Origin of the sequence: Rhodoferax sp. (assembly GCF_018063565.1) — a bacterium.
Taxonomy (GTDB): Bacteria; Pseudomonadota; Gammaproteobacteria; order Burkholderiales; family Burkholderiaceae_C; genus Rhodoferax.
Genome location: NZ_JAGPBB010000068.1, coordinates 1 through 20,324, shown reverse-complemented (window position 1 = coordinate 20,324; position 20,324 = coordinate 1). Strand labels below are relative to the sequence as shown.

The 20,324-nt window shown below is 59.6% G+C and carries 22 protein-coding genes and 3 tRNA genes; 15 read left to right on the top strand and 10 right to left on the bottom strand.

Annotation, left to right across the window (positions count from 1 at the left end; translation table 11 throughout):
• Positions 1 to 156 precede the first annotated feature (156 nt).
• From KBF66_RS14480 to mobB, 3 genes are all read left to right on the top strand, one after another.
• Positions 157 to 792, top strand: coding sequence for a molecular chaperone TorD family protein (locus KBF66_RS14480; protein ID WP_296658404.1), 636 nt, complete (start codon positions 157 to 159; stop codon positions 790 to 792).
• A gap of 96 nt (positions 793 to 888) precedes the next feature.
• Entirely contained in the window at positions 889 to 1,218 is a 330-nt protein-coding gene (locus tag KBF66_RS14475; protein ID WP_296658401.1) for a c-type cytochrome, read from the top strand.
• A gap of 84 nt (positions 1,219 to 1,302) precedes the next feature.
• Positions 1,303 to 1,821, top strand: coding sequence for a molybdopterin-guanine dinucleotide biosynthesis protein B (mobB, locus tag KBF66_RS14470; RefSeq protein ID WP_296658398.1), 519 nt, complete (start codon positions 1,303 to 1,305; stop codon positions 1,819 to 1,821).
• Positions 1,822 to 1,920: 99 nt separating this feature from the next.
• On the opposite strand, the gene arsB is transcribed toward mobB, so the two are convergent.
• From arsB to KBF66_RS14445, 5 genes are read right to left on the bottom strand one after another with little or no spacing between them, the layout of a single operon-like run.
• Entirely contained in the window at positions 1,921 to 2,988 is a 1,068-nt protein-coding gene (gene arsB / locus KBF66_RS14465; protein WP_296658394.1) for an ACR3 family arsenite efflux transporter, read from the bottom strand.
• A gap of 4 nt (positions 2,989 to 2,992) precedes the next feature.
• Positions 2,993 to 3,493: an arsenate reductase ArsC gene (locus tag KBF66_RS14460; RefSeq protein ID WP_296658389.1), complete on the bottom strand. Its 501-nt coding sequence runs from the start codon at positions 3,491 to 3,493 to the stop codon at positions 2,993 to 2,995.
• Positions 3,494 to 3,519: 26 nt separating this feature from the next.
• Positions 3,520 to 5,346: an arsenical pump-driving ATPase gene (arsA, locus tag KBF66_RS14455; RefSeq protein ID WP_296658384.1), complete on the bottom strand. Its 1,827-nt coding sequence runs from the start codon at positions 5,344 to 5,346 to the stop codon at positions 3,520 to 3,522.
• Complete coding sequence (gene arsD, locus KBF66_RS14450; protein ID WP_296658379.1) at positions 5,343 to 5,723, bottom strand: arsenite efflux transporter metallochaperone ArsD; 381 nt, start codon at positions 5,721 to 5,723, stop codon at positions 5,343 to 5,345. The genes arsA and arsD overlap by 4 nt, the downstream gene beginning before the upstream one ends.
• 37 nt (positions 5,724 to 5,760) lie before the next feature.
• On the bottom strand, positions 5,761 to 6,090 hold the full coding sequence (locus KBF66_RS14445; RefSeq protein ID WP_296658377.1) for a helix-turn-helix transcriptional regulator: 330 nt from the start codon (positions 6,088 to 6,090) through the stop codon (positions 5,761 to 5,763).
• Between the two features lie 232 nt (positions 6,091 to 6,322).
• Between KBF66_RS14445 and KBF66_RS14440 the strand changes: the two genes are divergently transcribed.
• Positions 6,323 to 6,988, top strand: coding sequence for a GNAT family N-acetyltransferase (locus KBF66_RS14440; protein ID WP_296658375.1), 666 nt, complete (start codon positions 6,323 to 6,325; stop codon positions 6,986 to 6,988).
• On the opposite strand, the gene KBF66_RS14435 is transcribed toward KBF66_RS14440, so the two are convergent.
• The 5 genes from KBF66_RS14435 to KBF66_RS14415 all read right to left on the bottom strand — a co-directional run bounded on the left by KBF66_RS14435 (position 6,985) and on the right by KBF66_RS14415 (position 11,178).
• Positions 6,985 to 7,734, bottom strand: a complete 750-nt coding sequence (locus KBF66_RS14435; RefSeq protein WP_296658372.1) for an ABC transporter ATP-binding protein — start codon at positions 7,732 to 7,734, stop codon at positions 6,985 to 6,987. The genes KBF66_RS14440 and KBF66_RS14435 overlap by 4 nt on opposite strands.
• 22 nt (positions 7,735 to 7,756) lie before the next feature.
• Positions 7,757 to 8,983 carry an ABC transporter permease gene (locus KBF66_RS14430; RefSeq protein ID WP_296658368.1) on the bottom strand — a complete coding sequence of 409 codons (1,227 nt, stop codon included), beginning with the start codon at positions 8,981 to 8,983 and terminating at the stop codon, positions 7,757 to 7,759.
• Positions 8,983 to 10,311, bottom strand: a complete 1,329-nt coding sequence (locus KBF66_RS14425; RefSeq protein WP_296658360.1) for an efflux RND transporter periplasmic adaptor subunit — start codon at positions 10,309 to 10,311, stop codon at positions 8,983 to 8,985. Before KBF66_RS14425 ends, KBF66_RS14430 begins: the two co-directional genes overlap by 1 nt.
• Before the next feature lie 172 nt (positions 10,312 to 10,483).
• Positions 10,484 to 10,717, bottom strand: coding sequence for a hypothetical protein (locus tag KBF66_RS14420; protein WP_296658356.1), 234 nt, complete (start codon positions 10,715 to 10,717; stop codon positions 10,484 to 10,486).
• A gap of 95 nt (positions 10,718 to 10,812) precedes the next feature.
• Positions 10,813 to 11,178, bottom strand: coding sequence for an ArsC family reductase (locus tag KBF66_RS14415; RefSeq protein ID WP_296658353.1), 366 nt, complete (start codon positions 11,176 to 11,178; stop codon positions 10,813 to 10,815).
• 167 nt (positions 11,179 to 11,345) lie between these two features.
• On the opposite strand from KBF66_RS14415, the gene folC reads away from it, so the two are divergent.
• The 11 genes from folC to KBF66_RS14360 all read left to right on the top strand — a co-directional run bounded on the left by folC (position 11,346) and on the right by KBF66_RS14360 (position 19,849).
• Positions 11,346 to 12,665, top strand: a complete 1,320-nt coding sequence (folC, locus tag KBF66_RS14410) for a bifunctional tetrahydrofolate synthase/dihydrofolate synthase (RefSeq protein ID WP_296658349.1) — start codon at positions 11,346 to 11,348, stop codon at positions 12,663 to 12,665.
• A gap of 31 nt (positions 12,666 to 12,696) precedes the next feature.
• Positions 12,697 to 13,542 carry an SPOR domain-containing protein gene (locus KBF66_RS14405; RefSeq protein ID WP_296658345.1) on the top strand — a complete coding sequence of 282 codons (846 nt, stop codon included), beginning with the start codon at positions 12,697 to 12,699 and terminating at the stop codon, positions 13,540 to 13,542.
• A 16-nt stretch (positions 13,543 to 13,558) separates the two neighbouring features.
• Positions 13,559 to 14,047, top strand: a complete 489-nt coding sequence (locus KBF66_RS14400) for a CvpA family protein (protein WP_296658342.1) — start codon at positions 13,559 to 13,561, stop codon at positions 14,045 to 14,047.
• Positions 14,048 to 14,072: 25 nt separating this feature from the next.
• Positions 14,073 to 15,572: an amidophosphoribosyltransferase gene (purF, locus tag KBF66_RS14395; protein ID WP_296658337.1), complete on the top strand. Its 1,500-nt coding sequence runs from the start codon at positions 14,073 to 14,075 to the stop codon at positions 15,570 to 15,572.
• Positions 15,573 to 15,574: 2 nt separating this feature from the next.
• Positions 15,575 to 16,786, top strand: coding sequence for an O-succinylhomoserine sulfhydrylase (locus KBF66_RS14390; RefSeq protein WP_296658332.1), 1,212 nt, complete (start codon positions 15,575 to 15,577; stop codon positions 16,784 to 16,786).
• Between the two features lie 3 nt (positions 16,787 to 16,789).
• Positions 16,790 to 18,190, top strand: coding sequence for a glutamate--tRNA ligase (gene gltX, locus KBF66_RS14385; protein WP_296658328.1), 1,401 nt, complete (start codon positions 16,790 to 16,792; stop codon positions 18,188 to 18,190).
• 64 nt (positions 18,191 to 18,254) lie between these two features.
• Positions 18,255 to 18,330 (top strand) — tRNA-Ala (locus KBF66_RS14380).
• A 35-nt stretch (positions 18,331 to 18,365) separates the two neighbouring features.
• Positions 18,366 to 18,441, top strand: a tRNA-Glu gene (locus tag KBF66_RS14375).
• Positions 18,442 to 18,529: 88 nt separating this feature from the next.
• Positions 18,530 to 18,606 (top strand) — tRNA-Asp (locus KBF66_RS14370).
• 470 nt (positions 18,607 to 19,076) lie between these two features.
• Complete coding sequence (locus KBF66_RS14365) at positions 19,077 to 19,361, top strand: DUF1778 domain-containing protein (RefSeq protein WP_296658324.1); 285 nt, start codon at positions 19,077 to 19,079, stop codon at positions 19,359 to 19,361.
• Complete coding sequence (locus KBF66_RS14360; protein ID WP_296658320.1) at positions 19,358 to 19,849, top strand: GNAT family N-acetyltransferase; 492 nt, start codon at positions 19,358 to 19,360, stop codon at positions 19,847 to 19,849. Before KBF66_RS14365 ends, KBF66_RS14360 begins: the two co-directional genes overlap by 4 nt.
• Positions 19,850 to 20,324 lie beyond the last annotated feature (475 nt).

Genomic DNA, 20,324 nt, shown 5'->3' with positions numbered 1-20,324 from the left:
GACCCCAACAGCGAGATCGCCAAGATATTGAAAGCCGAGAAGTCCTGGCGCCTGCAGGAGGAAAAGGGCACCAAACCCAATGTGCATTACATTGGCAAGTACAGCCCACGAGCCTGATCGTCGATCTGGCCAAGCCCTGTAACTCCACCAACACTTATGTCCGACTACCAGCCTGACGAGTCCACCGCACGGGTGGATCTTTTGCGATTTTTGTCCGCGTGTTATTACGAGCCAACCGCCGAATTTGCCGAGGAAAAGCTGTTTGACTCGATCGTTGCGGCAACGCGTCAGGCCCACCCGGAGCTGGCTGGTTTGGCAAGTGAACTGGGGCAGGCGTTTGCAGGCGAGAGCTTGCAGACGTTGCTGGTGGACTATACGCGGTTGTTTTTAGGGCCGATGAAGGCGTTGGCCAGTCCGTACAGTACTTCATGGTTACCAACACCCATGGTGGGTGATGAGGTGTCGCCACCAGTCGTTCTGGACTTGTATGCCGAGGGTGGCTTTGAAGTCGATGCTGAGTTGGCCGAACTGCCCGATCATGTGGCAATTGAGTTGGAGTTTTTGTACCTGCTCTCTTTCAACCAGCGACAGGCTGATTTGCAGGGAAACTTCACCGACTACGCCGCCATGACCAAACTGCGCGCGCGCTTTATGGATGAGCACTTGAGTATTTGGATCAGCCCTTTCGCAAAAGCAGTCAAGGAACATGCAGAAACCGGCTTTTACCGAGTTTTGGCAGACCTGACCCAGGGTGTCATTCAACGCGAATTGGCCCATGTCAGCGTCGACTAGAGCAAAGCTCGCTGGGCCTCCCTCGTGTGGTTTCGCAGGTTTTGGGTGTTTGTGTGCAGCAAGACATTGAAAGAGATTTTTTTGAGAACGGCATCAATGTGGGTCTTGGTCCCAGCAGCGGCATGGTTTCTGGTCTCGGCGGCAATTGCACAGCAAGCCGTGGATGTGGAGGCCGCCAAGGCACTGGCCAGAACCAACGATTGTTTTAAGTGCCACGCAGCTGACAAAGATAAACGGGCGCCTTCGATGCAAAAGATTGCTGCCAAGTTCAAAGGTGTGCCTGATGCCCAGGCCAGGGTCATTCAACACATCACGTCTGGTCCCATGGTCAAACTGACGGACGGGAGCGAAATCAAGCACAAGATCATCCATGCCAGCGATGCGAAAGAGCTTGAGAACATCGCCGACTGGTTTCTGTCTCACTGACATTGACAAGTCGACCTTCGCCATGGTGAGCCACCTGTCGCTTGCATCGTTCGACTGCGTCTACTTCGTTGAGGCACGTCAGCCATGAAAATATTTGGTATCGCCGGACACTCCGGCATGGGAAAGACCACCCTTCTGGAGCGACTGGTGCCCGAGATCACCTCTCGCGGTTTGGTGGTGTCACTGATCAAGCACAGCCACAAAGCCATTGACATCGACCGCCCCGGCAAAGACTCGTACCGGCTGCGCGAATCCGGCTGCAAAGAGGTGTTGTTACTGGGCAATGACCGCTGGGCCTTGATGCACGAACTGCGCGGAGCGCCTGAGCCACCGCTGGAGTACCTGCTGGAACGGCTACAACACTGTGACCTGGTCCTGATTGAAGGCTTCAAACACGGCAACTTTCCAAAACTTGAAGTGTGGCGCGCGTCACTGGGCCAACAAACCCTGTGGCCAGACTGGCCAGGCATTGTGGCCATTGCCAGCGACAAACCGCCCGAGTCGGCGGCGCAAATGGCGGTGACACCGGGCTTGTCGCATCTGGACCTGGCAAACACTCAGTCTATCGCCGAGTTTGTGTTGTTGCATGCCATTGAGCGCTGACGAATGTCGTTAAAAATCCGTCCGTGCTAAAAGTTGCAAGCAAAATAGGTCGATAGCCTTTTTTGAATAAGTGTAATGCGCTACTAAATGAGAAGCGTCTTAGGCCCGCTCATACCACCCCTTGCTGCGATTAACGATGTTCACCACCAGCAGCATCACCGGCACCTCAATCAACACCCCCACCACCGTGGCCAGCGCCGCGCCTGAGTTAAAGCCAAACAGGCTGATCGCTGCCGCCACCGCCAGCTCAAAGAAGTTGGAGGCACCAATCAGCGCCGAGGGGCAGGCCACATTGTGCTTTTCACCCACTGCCCGGTTGAGCCAGTAGGCCAAGCCGGCGTTGAAGAACACCTGGATCAGGATCGGCACGGCCAGCAGCGCAATCACCAGCGGCTGCTTCAGAATGGCTTCGCCCTGAAACGCAAACAGCAGCACCAGCGTGGCCAGCAGTGCAGAAATGGACCATGGGCCGATGCGCGCCATCGCCGCATCAAAGGCCGCCTGCCCTTTTTGTAACAGGGACTTGCGCAGTATCTGGGCCACGATGACCGGAATCACGATGTACAAACCCACCGAAATCAGCAAGGTGACCCACGGCACGATGATGCTCGACAAGCCCAGTAAAAACGCCACCAGCGGTGCAAACGCCACCACCATGATGCTGTCGTTCAAAGCCACCTGGCTCAGTGTAAAAAGTGGGTCGCCCCCGGTCAGGCGGCTCCATACAAACACCATCGCCGTGCAGGGTGCCGCGGCCAGCAGAATCAGCCCGGCAATGTAGCTGTCGATCTGATCGGCCGGCAGCCAGGGCGCAAACAGCGTTCGGATGAACAGCCAGGCCAGAAATGCCATTGAAAACGGCTTGACCAGCCAGTTGATGAACAGTGTGACACCAATACCCTTGACGTGTTTGCGCACTTCACCCAGTGCCGAAAAATCAACTTTCAGTAGCATCGGAATGATCATGACCCAGATCAGCACGCCCACGGGCAGGTTGACCTGGGCCACCTCCATGCGGCCTATGGCCTGGAACACGCTCGGCAAAAATTGCCCCAGCGCGATGCCCGCCACGATGCACAAGGCCACCCATACCGACAAATAGCGCTCAAACACGCTCATCGGCGCGCCAACGGCTTGTTTGGCGGTCACTTCACATTGGGCGCTCATACGTTTACTCCTTGCTCAATTCACGTGCAGTGTTTTGCAACATGGTCTTGGCCAGCTTGTCGGCGGGCAGGCTGATCAGCAGTTCCAGGCGACGTTTGAGTGCGTGCAGGGTCTGGCGGAAGGCTTCCAGCTTTTGGGTGTCGGTGCCGTCACCGGCAGAAGGATCGGGGTAACCCCAATGCGCAGTGGCGGGCTGACCAGGCCAGTAGGGGCACACTTCGCCCGCGGCGTTGTCACACACGGTAATCACCAGGTCCATATGCGGTGCGTCTGGCTTGCCAAACTCGTCCCAGCTCTTGCTGCTCAGACCCTCGATGGAAATTCCTGCCTGCTGCAACACCCGCAAGCCCAGCGGGTTGGGCTGCTGGTTGTCACGCGGGCTGCTGCCCGCTGAAAAGCCCTTGAATCGCCCTCGACCAATGTGATTCAGGATGGCTTCAGCCAGAATGCTGCGGGCCGAGTTGTGGGTACACAAAAACAGGACGTTGAGCGCTTTGTCAGACATGGTGTGATTCCTAAAAGTTTAAAAGATCAAGGCAAGTTAGCAGCCATTTGTGACAATCTGGCGGCACCCACGGGTTCATCCTGCAGCAGGGGCACCAGCGCGTACCGTGTGGCGTGGTGGTGGGTCACCGCCTCAATTTCACGCAGTTCATTGTGGGCACGCTGCAACAGCAAGGGGGAGCTCACCCGGGCAGCGGCCACGCTGTTGTTGATGACCCAGGCCCAGGGCTCAATGCCGGCCCGGCGCAGGTCAGCCTGCAAATTGGCGGCTTCCAGCACTGGCGTGGTCTCGGCCAGGGTCACGATCAGCACCTTGGTTTGTTTGGCGTCTTGCAACTGCATCATGGGCGTGGTGAAGTGCCCGCCCGCACCCATCTGGCGCACGATGTCGCGGTGGTAGGCGCCGGTGGCATCCAGCAACAGCAGGGTATGGCCGGTGGGGGCCGTGTCCATCACCACAAACTTCTTGCCAGCCTCACGGATCACCCGCGAGAACGCCTGAAACACGGCAATCTCTTCGGTGCAGGGTGAGCGCAGGTCTTCCTCCAGCACGGCGCGCCCGGCGGCATCTAACTTGGCACCTTTGCTGGCCAGCACCTGGGCGCGGTAGGCTTCGGTGACATCATGTGGGTCGATGCGGCTCACGCTCAGGTGGGCAACCGCGCCGTGCAAGGTTTCCGTCAAATGCGCGGCCGGGTCGGAGGTGGTCAGATGCACCTCGTGGCCGCGCCGGGCCAGCTCGACGGCAATGGCTGCAGCCAGTGTGGTTTTGCCGACACCGCCTTTGCCCATGGTCATGACCAGGCCGTGGTCTGTCAGCGCGATGTCGTCGATCAGGGCCGGCAAGGTATGTTCAGCCATGGACCCAGCCGATAGGCCGTTCATTGTGGCGAGCAACGCGCGGTCATCCATGACCTCCTGAATCGCCACGTCGCGTGGCTCCTCGCGATGGCGAGGATCTTTAGCGTTTGAAGTGACCAGCAATTGCTTGAGTGCCGCCAGGCCAAACAGGTTAAACGGCTTGAGTTCGATGGTGTCCGTGGGCAACAAGCGCAAGACTTCAGGCAGCTTGGTCAACTCTGCCTGCTCGCGCTTAACGATGGCTTGTGCCAAGGGATCGTTGGCGGCTTCAGACTCTGGAAACGCCCCGTTGATCACCAGATACTGCCGGCTGAGCCCAAGGCTGGCCAGCTCGTCATGGGTGCGACCTGCTTCATTCAATGATGCGGCTTGCGCCCGTGCGACAAGGATCAGGCGGGTCTTTTGTGCATCAGCCAGGGCGTCCACGGCGGCTTTGTACTGGGTGCGTTGTTTTTCCAGCCCGGCCAGCGGCCCCAGACACGACGCATCCCCCTTGCCGTCTTCCAGAAACCCGCTCCAGGCTCCCGGCAACTGCAGCATGCGAATGGTGTGACCGGTGGGTGCCGTGTCAAACACGATATGGTCAAAGTCATGGGTGAGCGCACCATCAGTCAGTAGCGCGGTGAACTCATCGAACGCGGCAATCTCGGTGGTGCAGGCGCCTGAGAGCTGTTCTTCGATGCCCTTGACCACGCTCTCGGGCAACAGGCCGCGCACGGGGCCGACGATGCGGTCGCGGTAAGCCTGGGCAGCGGCCTGCGGGTCAATCTCAAGCGCACTTAGGTTCGGCACCTCGGGTACCGGCGTCAGCTGGTTGCCAATGCGGACGCCAAACACCTGCCCCACGTTGGAAGCCGGGTCGGTGCTGACCAGCAGCACATGTTTGCCAGCGCCGGCCAGCTCAATCGCTGTGGCACACGCGATTGATGTTTTGCCGACCCCGCCTTTGCCCGTGAAGAACAGAAAGCGCGGGGGCTGGTCAAGAAACTTCATCCGCAGCACTTTCCACCAGTGCAACAACGGCTGGCGGCGGCGTTTGCCGGGGCAGCAGCGGCAGTAACCAGGTCGGCAGCGCCAATCCAGCGCGCCAGGTCATCGCGGCTCGGGTAACGCCCGGCAAAAGCCACTTCACCGTCCACCAGGGTGATGGGCAAGGCCGATTCGCCCGATCGCTCCAGCAAGCCGCGTACCGCGGCACTTTCGGCAAACGCCATCGGCTGCTGGGCCAGATTAAAGCGCTCAATCTGCGCGCCCTGTTGTTTGGCCCAGTCCACATCAGCTGAGAAATCGACCAGCTTCTGGTCCACATCGGTCCCACACACGCCGCTGCTGCAGCACAGGGCCGGGTCAAAGACTTGAATATTTTTCATGATGGCACTCGCTTGGTTTGATGGGGTGATCAATAGGTCAGGGGCAGACAGGTGGCGCATGGAGCTCGGCACATTGCTCGGGGTGGCCCGAACAGCACTCGGCCGTCAAGTAGGCAATCAGTTCCTGCATCAACGCCAGGTTGGCCCGGTAGCGCTGGTAGCGCCCCTCTTGCACCACCGCCACCAGCTGCGCGTGGGTGAGTGCTTTGAGGTGGAATGACAGGTTGGTGGGCGGTACCTCCAGGGCACTGCCAATTTCACCGGCCACCAGCCCGGCAGGCCCGGTTTTGACCAGCAGACGGTAGATGTCGAGCCGCACGCCTGAGGCGAGCGATTCAAACACAGATGTGGCGAGTTTTTTATCCATAATTCAATGATACAACCTTTGTCGAAATATTGAAGAAAAAAGTTAAACTTGCCGGACTTTTTGATAAAACCACCTCGAACCATTGCCTGATTGGCGCCAGGAGTTATCCAGGGCGTATGTTCATGTGTCTGAAGACGAACCCGGGTTCAAAACGATGCAGGTGTCCGAGAAATGTGACGACAGTGCCGCCTTCTCGAATGGGTGATGTCAGAACTGTATGCGAACTTGATCCATGCTCACCGACTTTTGCCTCAACACCGCCCACCTGACCCTGCGGCCGGTTTCCGCCGCCGATCGAGCGGATCTGATTGCTCTTGAAGCAGACGCAGAGGTGATGCGTTATCTGAACGGCGGACTCCCTGTTCCCGATGCAGGTTTATCTGATGCCGACTTTCTAACCCCACGCGGTGACGAACCAGAAGTTTTGGCCGTCCACCACCACGCAGGCGGAGCCTTCATCGGCTGGTTTTCTTTGTTCGACGATGGGGTGGTCGATGGACTCCGAAGCGCAGAGATCGGCTATCGCCTGATGCGCGCAGCGTGGGGTAAGGGCTACGCCACTGAAGGCCTGCGAGCCTTGATCGAAGCTGCCTTTAACACCTTCGGCTTTGACAGGGTACGAGCCGAGACAATGACAGTGAACCAGGCGTCGCGCCGTGTCATGGAGAAAGCGGGCCTGCGCCACATCAAGACGGTTTTTCCCACCCGTGCCCCCCAGATTCCTGGAGCCGATCAGGGTGAAGTCATTTATGAAATCCGCAAGGCCGAAATGTCACGCATGAGTCATGGTTTGCTCAAGTCCGGGCCGATTCGGCATTGCGACTGTGGCGCTATAAACCGATCATCACTCAACGACTACTATTTGTGTAGCTTAAAACATATACAAGATAAGCACTAGAGGCTGTCAGGGTTCAAGAATGCATGAAAGTTGCCTCCACTGCCCGAATCTGTATGCAGCCGCCCATCCACCAGCTCCAGCCGCCGATCGCAACGCTCGGCCAGATGGGCATCATGCGTGACCACCAGAAACGTAATGTCGCGCTCGGCATGCAGGCGGCGCAACAGCACAAACACCTCGCTGCTGGCGGCCTGGTCCAGATTGCCGGTGGGCTCGTCGGCCAGCACCAGCGGCGGGTTGAGCATGACCGCACGCGCAATCGCCACCCGCTGCTGCATGCCGCCCGAGAGCTCAGCAGGGCGTTTGTTCTCTGCACCGGCCAGCCCTACGTCCGCCAGCAGGTCACGCGCATGTTGTAACTGCTGTGCGTTGACCTGGCCGCTGATCATCATGGCGGGCAGGGTCACGTTTTCCAGCGCCGTAAAGGCCGGCAGCAGGTGGTGAAACTGGAACACAAAACCCAGCGTTTGACGCCGACGCAGCGTCAACCCGGCGTCATTCAGGCCGCGCATTTCCTCACCCTGCAACAGGTATGAGCCGGTCGTCATGGGCTCCAGCAAGCCCAAAATGTTGAGCAGCGTGCTTTTACCCGAGCCGGACGGACCCATCAGCGCGACAAACTCGCCATGCGCCAGCGTCAGGTCGATGCCGTGTAGCACCTCGGTCTGGCTGGGCAGGTCCAGGTTATAGCTTTTGTGGATGTCTCGAAGCACTATCAAAGGTGTAGCTTCTTGCGCTTTTTGCATAAGGGCTAGAGGTCAAAAAGGCTCATAAACGGATGGCTTGTGCCGGATCCATGGCAGCCGCTCGGCGCGCTGGCGCAATGGCTGCCAGCACGCCGCACACGCTGGCGACCACAGCCACGTTGAGCGCCACGCGCCAAGGCAGGGTGATGTTGAACAGCGGCAAGCCGTCAGAGCCTTTGACAAAATGGGTAAAGGCCCAGATCAGTGCCACCGCCAGCAGCAGCCCGAGCACCGAGCCCAGCACGCCCACCACCGCACCTTGCAACAAAAACACCCGCAAAATTTGCGCCCGTGTAGTGCCCATGGCGCGCAGGATGCCGATCTCGCGCCCCTTTTGCACGACCGACACCACCAGCACGCTGGCAATGCCCAGCACCACTACCACCATCACCACGCTGCGGATGATGCCGGTGCTGACCGACTGCGCGTTCAGTGCCGACACCAATTGCGCGTTGTTTTCTTGCCAGCTCTCGACCTTGTAGGGGTATCGCCTGCGCAGGTCTTCGGCCAGTGTTTGCGCCGTCCACACGTCATACAGCGTGATGTCCAGATTGGTCGCACCACCGGTCAGCCCCAGCAGGTTTTGCGCTGCGCGCAGCGGCACGATGACGGTGCGCCGGTTCAGATCGCGCACGCCCAGGTCCACCAGCGCTGTGACCCGCACCGATTCGTTGACTGTGCCGGTTTGCACGGTAAAGCGGTCGCCCACGCGCACCCCCAAGTCGGCGCCCAGGTCGCGCCCCACAATGCCTTCGCCCGGGGCCAGCCGCGCGACGCCGCTGACCACCTTGCCGCGCAGGTCAACAATGCGGTCGTAGCGGTCCAGGTCCACGCCCAGCAAGGCAATCGACTGCTGGGCTTCACCGCGCAGCGCCAGACCCGAGCCCGACACCATGGCCGACACCGCCGAGACCTCGGGCATGGCTTCGAGCACTGGCACCAGCATCTGCCAGTTGACCACCGAGCGCAGGCGCTGCGCCCGGGGCTGGGTTTCAAACCAGGTGGTCTCGCCGGGTTGAACGGCGCGGGCCGGTTGCACCACGTCCTGCGGCGAGCGCAGGGTGATGTGGCCCTGGGCGCCCAGCGTTTTATTGAGGGTGCTGGCTTGTAGCCCGGTGATGAGTGCAGAGATATAGGCCACCACCGCCACGCCAGCCGCCACGCCAACAATGATGAGCAGGGTTTGCATGCGCCCCTCCCGCAAAAAGCGCAGCGCCACCAGCCATTCAAAACCAAGGCTTTTTCCCATCAGCGCCCCATGGCGTTGGTTAGCGTGGCACCGGCTGCACCGGCGGAACCTGCCGTCGCCACTGGCGCACCCGGCGTGGTGCTGGCCGTCGGCGCAGTGGCTGCGTCGCGCACTCGCACGCGCTGACCCGTTTGCACGCCGTTGCCCAGCAGCAGCGTGTCACCGGCCTTCAACCCGTCAAGCACTTCGACCGCCTGCAGAGAGCGCACGCCCAGGCGGATACGTTGTAACTGCGCCCGGCCATCCACCGCCAGCAGCACGTCGGCCGCGTCGTCTGCGGCACCCAGTGCCGTGCGCAGCGCGGCCAGGGGTACGGTCAAGGTCTTGTCTCGCCGGGCGGTTTCCACTTCGACGGACAACGTCATATCCTCACGCAAAAAAGCCGGGGCGGGTTGGTCAAGTGTTAGCGTGACTTCAACGGCTCCGCGTTGCACATCCACCGCCGGGGCGATAAACGCCACCTTGGAGGCCAGGCGCTGGTTGGCAAACGCATCGGCCACCACCGTGGCGGGCTGCCCCGGGACGAGTTCGGCCAGAAAACGTTCGTCCACCTGCGCCTTGAGCTGAGTCGGGCCCGACAGAGCCAGACTCAGCAGGGCGCGCCCGGGTTGCACAATTTGGCCCGGCTCCACGGTGCGCGCCAGCACCCGGGCATCGCTTGGGGCGCGCAACACGGCCTGGGCAAGGCGCGCTTGCGCTGCTTGGGTGGAGGCGCGCGCGGCCTCCAGCTGCGCCTGGGCCTGGTTGATATCGGTGCCCGATTCGGTGCTGGCTTGCACTTGCGCTGCGGCACCGGCTTGTGTCGCCTGCGCCACGCTCAGGGCGCGTTGTGCTTCATCGAGGCGCGCCGGGCTCAAGAAGCCCTGGGCGACGAGCTGCAGTGTGCGCGCCACATCCGCTTGAGCGGCATGCACCGTGGCCTGCGCTTGCGCCAGGCTGGCCTGGGTTTGGGCCCGGCCGGTGGAGCGCAAGCCCAGCAGTCTGGCTTGCGCTTGGATCTGGGCTGCCTGGGCCTGGGCCAGTGCCGCCTGCAGTTCATCCGATTCCAGCCGCACCAGGGCGTCCCCCGCCTTTACCTGTTCGCCTTCACGCACCAGCACTTGCGCCACCCGCGCCGTGACGGTGCTGCCCACCTCCACCCTTGCCAGCGTCGCCACGCGCGCCGAAAACTGCACGCTGCGTACCAGGCGTGTGGTTTGCACGGTGACACTGTCCACCAGGCTCGGGCGCAGGCCCAGCCACAACAGCGCAGCCACCAAAAACAGCAGCAAGGGGCTCAACCACCGGCGCTGGCCAGCCAGAATGGCGCCTAGATTTTTGAGATTCATGCGTCGATGGTAGCCAGTGTCAGTGACGCTGCGGTGCCAGGGATGATCAATACACCCAGCGCACGCCATCCTTAAAACGGCAGGCGCGGCACAAAGTCGCTCCCCGCCCCGCTGTCATTGGCATGAACCTGGCAGGCCGGGCTCATTTGCGCGTGCAGGCGTGCCGCGCCCGCTACACCCTCGACTTGGCCGGGCTCAGCTCTGACAACACCCGTGGCAGGCAGGCGCTCAGGGCATCTGCCGTATCGATATCGTGGCTGGGTGCGATCAGGTCGTCGGGCAGTACAACACTGTAGTGTGCCTCTCCCATAGAGTGGCAAGCGCGGCGTTGCCGGTGCGGTGGCGCAGCCAACTGCGCAGTTCGGCGGCTTTGGGAATCCACGCGCTGGTGGGGCAATTCACTCAAAAGCCGGGTCAATTGATGCTCTTGGCGCTGGGGGCGCATGAACCAAAGATGCGCGCCTGAGATTCAGTCGGCGCGCAAGTGGCGCAAAAGACCGCCTAGCCACCATTGGCAAGGCCAGCATTCAGGGCAAAGTGGGCGAGATCAAAACCAACGCTGACTTTGCCGCTCGACCAACTCACCACAGGGCGTTTGATCACACTGGGGTGCGCCAACATCAGGAGAACGGCTGTGGCGTCATCGACGACTGCAGTGCGCTCGTACTCATCAAGTTTGCGCCAAGTCGTGCCTTTGCGGTTGACCAGTGTCTGCCAGCCCAATGCGGCCAGCCACTTCTGTAGCAGATCGGCCGGTACACCCAGTTTTTTGAAATCATGGAACTCGTAGGCGATGCCCCGCGCCGTCAGCCAGGTGCGCGCCTTTTTGACGCTGTCGCAATTCGGGATGCCGTAGACGGTGATCATGCAGTCTGTTTCCTGTCAAAAGTGGATATTGCGCAAGTTTCATGTGCGCTGATTGCTACAAAGAATGATAGTCGTGCAGGGATGGGTGCCGATCACAACCAGGCGCGTGATTATGAATCGACGCCTTGGCCGCCGCCGCCGCGGTGTGGGCGACAATGTGCAGCGCTATGCAACAACTCAATCTGCACACCTTGGACGAGTGGCTGGCTCATTGCGAGCGGCTTCACCCCAGCGCCATCGACCTAAGCCTGGAGCGCGTGCGTAGCGTTGCGCAGCGTATGGGTCTGCATTTCACCTGCCCAGTGATCACCGTGGCTGGCACCAACGGCAAGGGCTCGACGTGCGCCATGCTGGAATCGATCTTGCGCCAGGCGGGTTACCACACTGGCGTTTACACGTCACCCCATCTGCTGCGCTTTGAGGAGCGCCTGCGTCTGGATGGCGAGCCCGTTGATGCTGCTGAATTGGTAGCTTCTTGCGCAGTGGTAGAAAGCGCTAGAGCACAAAAAGGTGTTGAAATCTCGCTGACCTACTTTGAGTTCACCACGCTCGCGATCTTCGACGTCATGCGCCAGCACCAGCTGGATGTGGTGATTCTGGAGGTCGGGCTGGGCGGGAGGCTCGACGCGGTGAACATCATCGAGTCTGACTGCGCCATCATCACCAGCATTGACCTCGACCATACGGCACTCCTCGGCCCGGACCGTGAGGCCATCGGCTATGAAAAGGCAGGCATCATGCGTACCGGCAAGCCGGTGGTGGTGAGTGACCCGCTGCCGCCGCAGAGTGTGCTGGACCATGCACTGGAAGTCGGGGCGGACCTATGGCGCGTGGGGGTGGACTTCAATGTCACGGGTGACAAGCAGCAGTGGGGTTGGGCCGGGCGCGGGCGGCGTTACAGCGGGCTGGCTTATCCGGCCTTGCGCGGCGCCAACCAGCTGGTCAATGCGGCCGGCGTGTTGGCGGCCCTGTCGGCGCTGCGTGCGCAATTGCCGGTCACGGCACAGGCCTTGCGGTCCGGTCTGCTGGCCGCCGAATTGCCCGGGCGTTTTCAGATCGTGCCCGGTCAGCCGACGCTGGTACTGGATGTGGCGCACAACCCCCATGCTGTGGCCACACTGACGGCCAACCTCGATGCCATGGGCTATTTCCCCACGACCCACGCGGTGTTGGGTGCCATGGCCGACAAAGACCTCGTCACCATGTTGGCGTGCATTGGCCCGATCATCGACCAGTGGTATTTCACCGATTTACCTACCGAGCGGGCGCTGTCGGCGGCCCAATTGCTGGCACTTTGGCAGCGCCAGAATACCCGGGCGAACGTCTCAGCACGTTGCTTTGGCGACCCGCAAAGCGCGCTGCGAGAGGCACTTGCTGGCGCAGACCCCGCTGATAGAATCGTTGTGTTTGGCTCGTTTTACACCGTGGGTGGCGTGCTGAAAGGTGGCGTGCCACGTCTTCAGGCGCAACATCTGCCGCACGCCTGATCCCATTTCTGCACTATTCCAATTCACCCGCATGGCTTTTTTCAAGTTTCGCAATGGCGCAGAGGAGTCTGCTGCACAGGCTGCGCCCGCGCCCAGCATTGAGTCGATTCGCCAACGTGCCAAGTACCGCCTGGTTGGTGCTGCGGTGCTGGTGCTGGCGGGCGTGATCGTGTTCCCGTTGTTGCTCGACAGCCAGCCACGGCCTGTGGCGGTCGATATGCCCTTCGACATTCCCGACAAAAACAAAATGCCAGCCTTGGTTGTGCCGTCGGCACCTGTTGCGGTATTGGCAGCTGCTGCATCCGGTGCCGAGCCGGTTGCCAGTGGCGCTGTGGCCGGACGGCAGGTCGCCGCTGCCAGCGCACCCGTTGCTGCCGTTTCCGCGGCGACGGATATTACCGAGAAAGTGCCTCAGGCGCATACAGATCAAGAATCCGTTGCTTCGAAAAATGAGGATCTGGAGGTGGCCAAGGCGACCGCCAAAGTCAGCAGTGGTGTCGCAAAACCCGCCGCTGCCCCGGTTAGCAAGCCCGTCAATGCGGCATCCAAACCGGCCTTGTCCAAGGCGTCAGAGGCGGCGCGGGCCAAAGCGGTGCTCGAAGGTGCTGCGGCCAGTCCGACGCAGGAGCCTGATCCTGCAGCAGCCGAAGGTCGCTTTGTGGTCCAGGTAGGCGCATTTGCCGACGCCGTGCGGGCACGCGAGGTGCGGCTCAAAGTAGAACACGCAGGTTTGAAGACCTACACCCATGTGGCTGAGACCAAGGAGGGCCGGCGGGTTCGTGTGCGGGTTGGCCCCTTCCCGACCCGTGCTGAGGCCGAAGTTGCTGCGGCCAAGATCAAGAAGCTGGATTTGCCAGCCGCCTTGTTGACCCTTTGATGGCAAGTGTTTAGTCATGCCTGCGCTGGACTGGTTTCTTGCCGCTGTCTTGTTGCTGTCGATGTTGCTGGGTGCCTGGCGTGGTTTGGTTTTTGAATTGATATCTCTAGCGGGTTGGCTGGCTGCCCTGGCGCTGGCGTGGCTGTTTGCCGGTGAGGTGGCCCAGGTTTTGCCCATGCGGGGTGCCAGTGAATCGTTGCGACATGTGCTGGCGTTCCTGCTGGTTTTTGTCGGTACGGTCATGGCCAGTGCGTTGCTGGCGGTGGTGTTCAAGAAGCTTCTCAGTACGGTGGGCTTGCGGCCTGCCGATCGGGCACTTGGTGCCTTGTTTGGCTTGAGTCGCGGGCTGTTGCTACTGCTGTTGCTGGCTGCCCTGGTGAGCATGACCGCATTGAAAGATGCTGAGTTGTGGCAACAGTCACAGGGTGCCCGGCTCGCGCTGCTTGCGTTGGCTCACCTCAAACCGGTGCTGCCGCCAGACTTGGCGCCTTATTTGCCGGGCTGACCCAGGCCAAGATCGGAACAAACTTATGTGTGGAATCGTTGGTGTCGTGAGTCAATCGCCCGTGAATCAGCTGATTTACGACGCCCTTTTGTTGCTGCAACATCGAGGGCAGGACGCAGCAGGCATCGTGACGCAGCAGGAGCGCAAATTCTTCATGCACAAAGCCAAGGGCATGGTGCGTGATGTGTTTCGTACCCGCAACATGCGCTCGCTGCCAGGCAATTGCGGGCTGGGACAGGTCCGCTACCCCACGGCTGGTAACGCGTTCAGCGAAGAAGAGGCACAGCCGTTTTATGTGAATGCGCCTTTTGGCATTGTGCTGGTGCACAACGGCAACCTGACCAATGCACAAATGCTCAAGGCTGAGTTGTTCAACGCTGATCACCGCCATATCAATACGGAAAGTGACTCGGAGGTACTGCTCAACGTGCTCGCACACGAAATCGAGGCCACCACACGCGGCATGCCCTTGACGCCGAGTGACGTGTTCAATGCAGTGCGGCGGGTACATCAGCGCATACGCGGCTCTTATGCCGTGATCGCCTTGATTGCCGGGCATGGTGTGCTGGCGTTTCGGGATCCGTTTGGCATCCGGCCGCTGTGTCTGGGTCGCAGTGACGACACCTGGATGCTCGCCAGTGAGTCAGTCGCCTTGGAAGGTACCGGGCATCAATTCGAGCGCAATGTGGCACCAGGTGAGGCGGTGTTCATCGACCTGGCAGGGCAGATCCATGCCCAGCAGTGCGCAGCGGCACCCGTGCTGAAACCCTGTATTTTTGAGTTTGTCTATCTGGCGCGACCCGATTCAGTGCTGGATGGCATCTCGGTCTATCAGGCGCGGTTGAACCTGGGCGAGACCCTGGCCAAGCGCGTGATCTCTACCGTGCCACCCAATGAGATCGATGTGGTCATTCCGATCCCTGAGTCGAGCCGACCCAGTGCGGCACAGTTGGCACAACTGCTCGGCCTGCCTTATCGGGAAGGGTTTGTCAAAAACCGCTATGTGGGCCGCACCTTTATCATGCCGGGGCAGGCCGTGCGCAAGAAGTCAGTGCGCCAGAAGCTCAATGTCATCGCCAGCGAGTTCAAAGGGCGCAATGTGCTGCTGGTGGACGACTCGATCGTGCGCGGCACCACCTCCAAAGAGATTGTGCAAATGGCGCGTGATGCCGGTGCCCGCAAGGTCTACATGGCCAGCGCCGCGCCACCGGTGCGTTACCCCAATGTCTATGGCATTGACATGCCGACACCGCAAGAACTGGTCGCACACAACCGAAGCGTGGACGAAATCCGCGCCATCATTGGCTGCGACGCGCTGATTTATCAGGACGTTGACGCCATGAAGAAGGCGATCGGATCACTCAATACCGCCATTTCGGGTTTTGATGCGTCTTGTTTTGACGGGGTGTACGTGACCGGAGACATCACGGCAGCCGACATTGCGCGGCTCAATGCCAGCCGGGTGGGCGACGATGAGCCACTGGAAGACCACTCCCGACTGGCCCTACCGAACCATGAGGATTGAGCATGGCTGAGCCTGTCCGTGAGAACGCCTTGCACCGTGATACCCTGGCGGTGCGCGCCGCCACTGCGCGCAGCCAGTATGGCGAAAATTCTGAGGCCTTGTTCCTCACCAGCGGCTATGTGCAGCCCAGCGCCGAATCCAGTGCACGGCGCTTTGCCGGTGATGAAGACGGTTTTACCTATGGCCGTTACGGCAATCCGACGGTGGCGAGTTTCGAGCAGCGTCTGGCGGCCCTCGAAGGTGCGCCTGCTGCCATCTCGACGGCGTCAGGCATGTCCGCCATCCTGATGATGTGCATGGGTTTGCTCAAGAGTGGTGACCACGTGTTGTGTTCGCAGTCGATGTTTGGTTCCACCATCAAACTCATTGGTACTGACTTGGCCAAGTTCGGCGTGACGTCGACCTTTGTGCCACAAACCGACCTGGCCGCCTGGCAAGCGGCGCTGCGGCCTGCCACCAAACTGCTGTTTGCCGAAACGCCGACCAATCCGCTGACCGAGGTGTGCGACATTCGCGCGCTGTCCGACATGGCCCACAATGCCGGTGCCCTGCTGGCGGTCGACAACTGTTTTGCCACACCCGCGTTGCAACGGCCGATGGCGCTGGGCGCCGACATCGTGATGCATTCAGGCACCAAATACCTCGACGGCCAGGGTCGTGTCATGGCCGGTGCCTTGTGCGCCAGCCAGGATCTGGTCACCCAGAGTTTTCTGCCGGTGCTCAAGAGCGCGGGCATGACGTTGGCACCGTTCAACGCCTGGGTGGTGCTCAAAGGGCTGGAAACGCTCGATATCCGTATGCAGGCGCAGTCGGCTCGGGCACTGGCCATGGCGCAGTGGCTGCAGGTCCATCCGGCCGTGGCGCGGGTGTTTTATCCGGGGCTGCCCAGCCACCCGCAGCACGCGCTGGCCATGGCGCAGCAGTCTGGCTGTGGTGGTGCCGTGCTGTCGTTCGAGCTAAAGGCAAGTGATCCAGATCAGGCCAGAGCGCGCGCGTTTCATGTGCTCGACACCCTTCAAACGCTGTCGCTGTGCACCAATCTGGGCGACACCAAAACCTTGCTCGCGCATCCTGCCAGCACCTCACACGGTCGCTTGACACCTGCACAACGTGATGCCTCAGGCATCAGCCAGGGTCTGATCCGCATGGCGGTGGGCCTGGAACATCTTTCTGACATTCAGGCTGATCTTGATCGCGGCCTGTGCTCCATCTGACCTATGAACGCACCCACAACCCAACGCACCCGCACTCGCTTTGCTCCGTCACCCACCGGTTTTATCCACCTGGGCAACATCCGCTCGGCCTTGTATCCCTGGGCGTTTGCACGTGCCACCGGTGGCGACTTTATTCTGCGCATTGAAGACACCGACCTGGATCGCTCCACCCAGGCTGCGGTGGATGTCATCATGGAAGGTATGAACTGGTTGGGCCTGAACTACGACGAGGGTCCGTTTTACCAGATGCAGCGCATGGACCGCTACAAGCAGGTGCTGACCGAACTGGCGGCTGGCGGGCATGTGTACCCGTGTTACATGGGTGTGGCAGAGCTGGATGCGCTGCGAGAGCGACAGATGGCCAACAAGGAAAAGCCGCGCTACGACGGCACCTGGCGCCCCGAAACTGGCAAAGAGTTGCCGCCCATTCCGGCAGGTGTGCAGCCGGTGCTGCGTTTCAAGAATCCGCAGACGGGCGCGGTCGAGTGGAACGACAAGGTCAAAGGCGAAATTTCCATCCGCAATGAGGAGCTCGACGATCTGGTGATCGCCCGCCCTGACGGCACTCCGACCTACAACTTTTGTGTGGTGGTAGACGACATCGACATGGGCATCACCCATGTGATCCGCGGCGATGACCATGTCAACAACACGCCGCGCCAGATCAACATCTTTCATGCGCTGGGCAAGGAGCCACCGGTGTACGCCCATTTGCCCACGGTGCTCAACGAGGCCGGCGAAAAGATGAGCAAGCGCAACGGCGCCAAACCGGTGACCCAGTACCGTGACGAAGGTTATTTGCCGGACGCGATGGTGAATTACCTGGCCCGCCTGGGCTGGAGCCACGGAGACGCTGAAATTTTCAGTCGGGAGCAGTTTCTGGGCTGGTTCAATCTGGACCATCTGGGCAAGAGTGCAGCGCAGTTTGACGAGGCCAAACTGCGCTGGGTGAATGCGCAACACATCAAAACGACGTCCGACGAACTGCTGGCCGACTTGGTGGCCGAGCAGTTGCACAAACGTGGCGTGACAACGGATGCACGTTTACCAGCCATTTGTGCACTGTTCAAGGATCGTTGTGACACGACGGTCGTGCTGGCCGATTGGGCACAGATCTTTTATGTGGATGTGCGCCCTGATCCGGTCGAACTGGCGCATCATGTCACCCCTGTGGTCACGCCGGCCTTGCAATTGTTGGCCGAAAAGCTGGCAAGCTGTAGCTGGGACAAAGCAGGTGTCGCCGCGGCCATCAAAGAGGTGTTGGCCATGCAGGGCATGAAGATGCCGCAACTGGCCATGCCGGTGCGGGTACTGGTGGCCGGTAGCGCCCATACACCGTCCGTGGACGCCATGCTGTCGCTGTTCAGTCGCGAAAAAGTTATTGAGCGCCTTCAACGACTCTGATTTCCAGACTATAATTTGAGGCTTGGAAATTACAAGCGGGGTTGTAGCCGCGATGTGGTTGATTGGGGGTATAGCTCAGCTGGGAGAGCGCTTGCATGGCATGCAAGAGGTCAGCGGTTCGATCCCGCTTACCTCCACCAAATTTCCAAGATTAGGCAGTCGTTCAAAAGGTTTTGACCCCATCGTCTAGAGGCCTAGGACATTACCCTTTCACGGTAAGTACCGGGGTTCGAATCCCCGTGGGGTCGCCAGGTTGCTTTTGGTAACATGGCGCAAGTCGATAACGGTTTGCCAGCAATGGTGAATGACTTGGCTCGCAAGAGTAAACGTTAGCTACCGGGAGCGGTAGTTCAGTTGGTTAGAATACCGGCCTGTCACGCCGGGGGTCGCGGGTTCGAGTCCCGTCCGCTCCGCCAAAAAAGTCATATAAATCAACGACTTAAGAGAAAGCCCCACTAAAACAGTGGGGCTTTTTTTTGACCCTCGGGGACACTGAGTGTCCCCAAATTGTCCCCGAAATGACCTGAAATTACTCGACGTGACTCAGCCTTACCCTTGGAATTGTCCCCGTCGTGTCCCCAATTGAGGCGATCAAACTTCACCGCCGGATTTGCTCAATGCGGGAATCACCATCGCCAACAGCGCAGGCCAACAACTCTAGATGGATGCTTTGAAGATAGAGGGTATCGAATCACCGATTCACGTGAAAGAGCAGCGCATCCGGGTGAACGCTACCCTGGCGACATCAAGCCATCAATCAAATATGGCAAATTGAGCGAGTCCGTTTCATCTGACAAAACTGCATTGCTTCGAATGATTGATCAACGTCCTAATGACAATGTCATTACGGACTTCTACAATCCAGCCATCTCAAGGGGAAATCCACATGCACGTCGTTACCGAAGCAAAACGAGAAACTCTCAACATTCGTATCAAACCCGAAGTTCGCGATCTGATTGACCGTGCAGCAAAGTCACGCGGCAAAAATCGAACTGACTTCATTCTGGAGTCTGCCCGACTCGCTGCTGAAGACACCCTGCTCGACCAAGTGATATTGAATGTCAGCGCACAGGCGTTCGAGGAGTTTCAGGCCCGATTGGATATGCCACCCAAACCCAAGGACCGTTTGCACAAAACCATGATCACACCCGCACCCTGGGAGCGCGGATGAAATTGACGGCACCGATGCCATTGACCGAGCATCATGTGACAGATAGTTTTTCCTGTGGTGTCGACAGCCTGGATCAATGGCTCAAACGTCGAGGCATGAAGAATCAGATTCAAGGTGCCTCTCGAACCTACGTGGTTTGTAATGAGGCGCGGGTGGTCGCTTACTACGCACTGGCTTCCGGTGCGGTGACCACGACGCAGGCCACTGGCCGGTTTCGCCAAAATATGCCGGAACCCATTCCAGTGGTCGTTTTGGGTCGCCTGGCTGTTGATCAATCATTGCATGGCCAGGGCTTCGGTCGTTCTCTGATTCGAGATGCCGGCATGCGCGTCATCCAGGCAGCCGACACCATTGGAATTCGAGGAATGGTAGTTCACGCCCTTTCCAACGAGGCAACCACGTTCTATGAAAAAGTTGGCTTCGAGTCTTCGTCGCTCGATCCAAACCTGCTGATGATTACCTTGGCTGATTTGATTGAATGTAGATAAATTACTGGTGCGGTCGCGAAGGTAACGTGGTGCGCCTGCATAGCTTCTTTTTGAGGTACGTTAGTTTCACATTGTGGAAATTAGTAAGTCGGCGTCAAATCAAGATTGATTTTCTGGCCAGGTAGCGCAGCCGTCCTGGCAAAGTTGTTAAAGTAGAGCTGGTGTCAATTCAGCGCCAATGATTCTCATTGGACGACCACTAGCGTCATCGATGCTTCGTAATGATGGTCGGTCAGCAATGATTCGCCTTCAATTGGCGCCTTCACCATGTAGCGCCAGAGCAACACCCATCATTCTTTTTTTCCTGCACAACGCAAATTTAATGTGTTCCGTCTGGTTTTGAAGCTTCGACAAAAATGTCTTCAAGTTTGCAGGATGGTGGTGCCGCGAAATGCGCGCGCCTAGTCGACCGCAGGCGCTTCTTGGCGATTCCGAACTGCACTAGGCAAGCAATCCAAACGCAATCCGCCGCGAC

What these genes read in the sequence shown, in the direction of transcription:
- KBF66_RS14480 (WP_296658404.1), top strand. Translation starts at nt 157, where the DNA reads ATGTCCGACTACCAGCCTGACGAGTCCACCGCACGGGTGGATCTTTTG.
- KBF66_RS14475 (WP_296658401.1), top strand. Translation starts at nt 889, where the DNA reads ATGTGGGTCTTGGTCCCAGCAGCGGCATGGTTTCTGGTCTCGGCGGCA.
- mobB (WP_296658398.1), top strand. Translation starts at nt 1,303, where the DNA reads ATGAAAATATTTGGTATCGCCGGACACTCCGGCATGGGAAAGACCACC.
- arsB (WP_296658394.1), bottom strand. Translation starts at nt 2,988, where the DNA reads ATGAGCGCCCAATGTGAAGTGACCGCCAAACAAGCCGTTGGCGCGCCG.
- KBF66_RS14460 (WP_296658389.1), bottom strand. Translation starts at nt 3,493, where the DNA reads ATGTCTGACAAAGCGCTCAACGTCCTGTTTTTGTGTACCCACAACTCG.
- arsA (WP_296658384.1), bottom strand. Translation starts at nt 5,346, where the DNA reads ATGAAGTTTCTTGACCAGCCCCCGCGCTTTCTGTTCTTCACGGGCAAA.
- arsD (WP_296658379.1), bottom strand. Translation starts at nt 5,723, where the DNA reads ATGAAAAATATTCAAGTCTTTGACCCGGCCCTGTGCTGCAGCAGCGGC.
- KBF66_RS14445 (WP_296658377.1), bottom strand. Translation starts at nt 6,090, where the DNA reads ATGGATAAAAAACTCGCCACATCTGTGTTTGAATCGCTCGCCTCAGGC.
- KBF66_RS14440 (WP_296658375.1), top strand. Translation starts at nt 6,323, where the DNA reads ATGCTCACCGACTTTTGCCTCAACACCGCCCACCTGACCCTGCGGCCG.
- KBF66_RS14435 (WP_296658372.1), bottom strand. Translation starts at nt 7,734, where the DNA reads ATGCAAAAAGCGCAAGAAGCTACACCTTTGATAGTGCTTCGAGACATC.
- KBF66_RS14430 (WP_296658368.1), bottom strand. Translation starts at nt 8,983, where the DNA reads ATGGGAAAAAGCCTTGGTTTTGAATGGCTGGTGGCGCTGCGCTTTTTG.
- KBF66_RS14425 (WP_296658360.1), bottom strand. Translation starts at nt 10,311, where the DNA reads ATGAATCTCAAAAATCTAGGCGCCATTCTGGCTGGCCAGCGCCGGTGG.
- KBF66_RS14415 (WP_296658353.1), bottom strand. Translation starts at nt 11,178, where the DNA reads ATGATCACCGTCTACGGCATCCCGAATTGCGACAGCGTCAAAAAGGCG.
- folC (WP_296658349.1), top strand. Translation starts at nt 11,346, where the DNA reads ATGCAACAACTCAATCTGCACACCTTGGACGAGTGGCTGGCTCATTGC.
- KBF66_RS14405 (WP_296658345.1), top strand. Translation starts at nt 12,697, where the DNA reads ATGGCTTTTTTCAAGTTTCGCAATGGCGCAGAGGAGTCTGCTGCACAG.
- KBF66_RS14400 (WP_296658342.1), top strand. Translation starts at nt 13,559, where the DNA reads ATGCCTGCGCTGGACTGGTTTCTTGCCGCTGTCTTGTTGCTGTCGATG.
- purF (WP_296658337.1), top strand. Translation starts at nt 14,073, where the DNA reads ATGTGTGGAATCGTTGGTGTCGTGAGTCAATCGCCCGTGAATCAGCTG.
- KBF66_RS14390 (WP_296658332.1), top strand. Translation starts at nt 15,575, where the DNA reads ATGGCTGAGCCTGTCCGTGAGAACGCCTTGCACCGTGATACCCTGGCG.
- gltX (WP_296658328.1), top strand. Translation starts at nt 16,790, where the DNA reads ATGAACGCACCCACAACCCAACGCACCCGCACTCGCTTTGCTCCGTCA.
- KBF66_RS14365 (WP_296658324.1), top strand. Translation starts at nt 19,077, where the DNA reads ATGCACGTCGTTACCGAAGCAAAACGAGAAACTCTCAACATTCGTATC.
- KBF66_RS14360 (WP_296658320.1), top strand. Translation starts at nt 19,358, where the DNA reads ATGAAATTGACGGCACCGATGCCATTGACCGAGCATCATGTGACAGAT.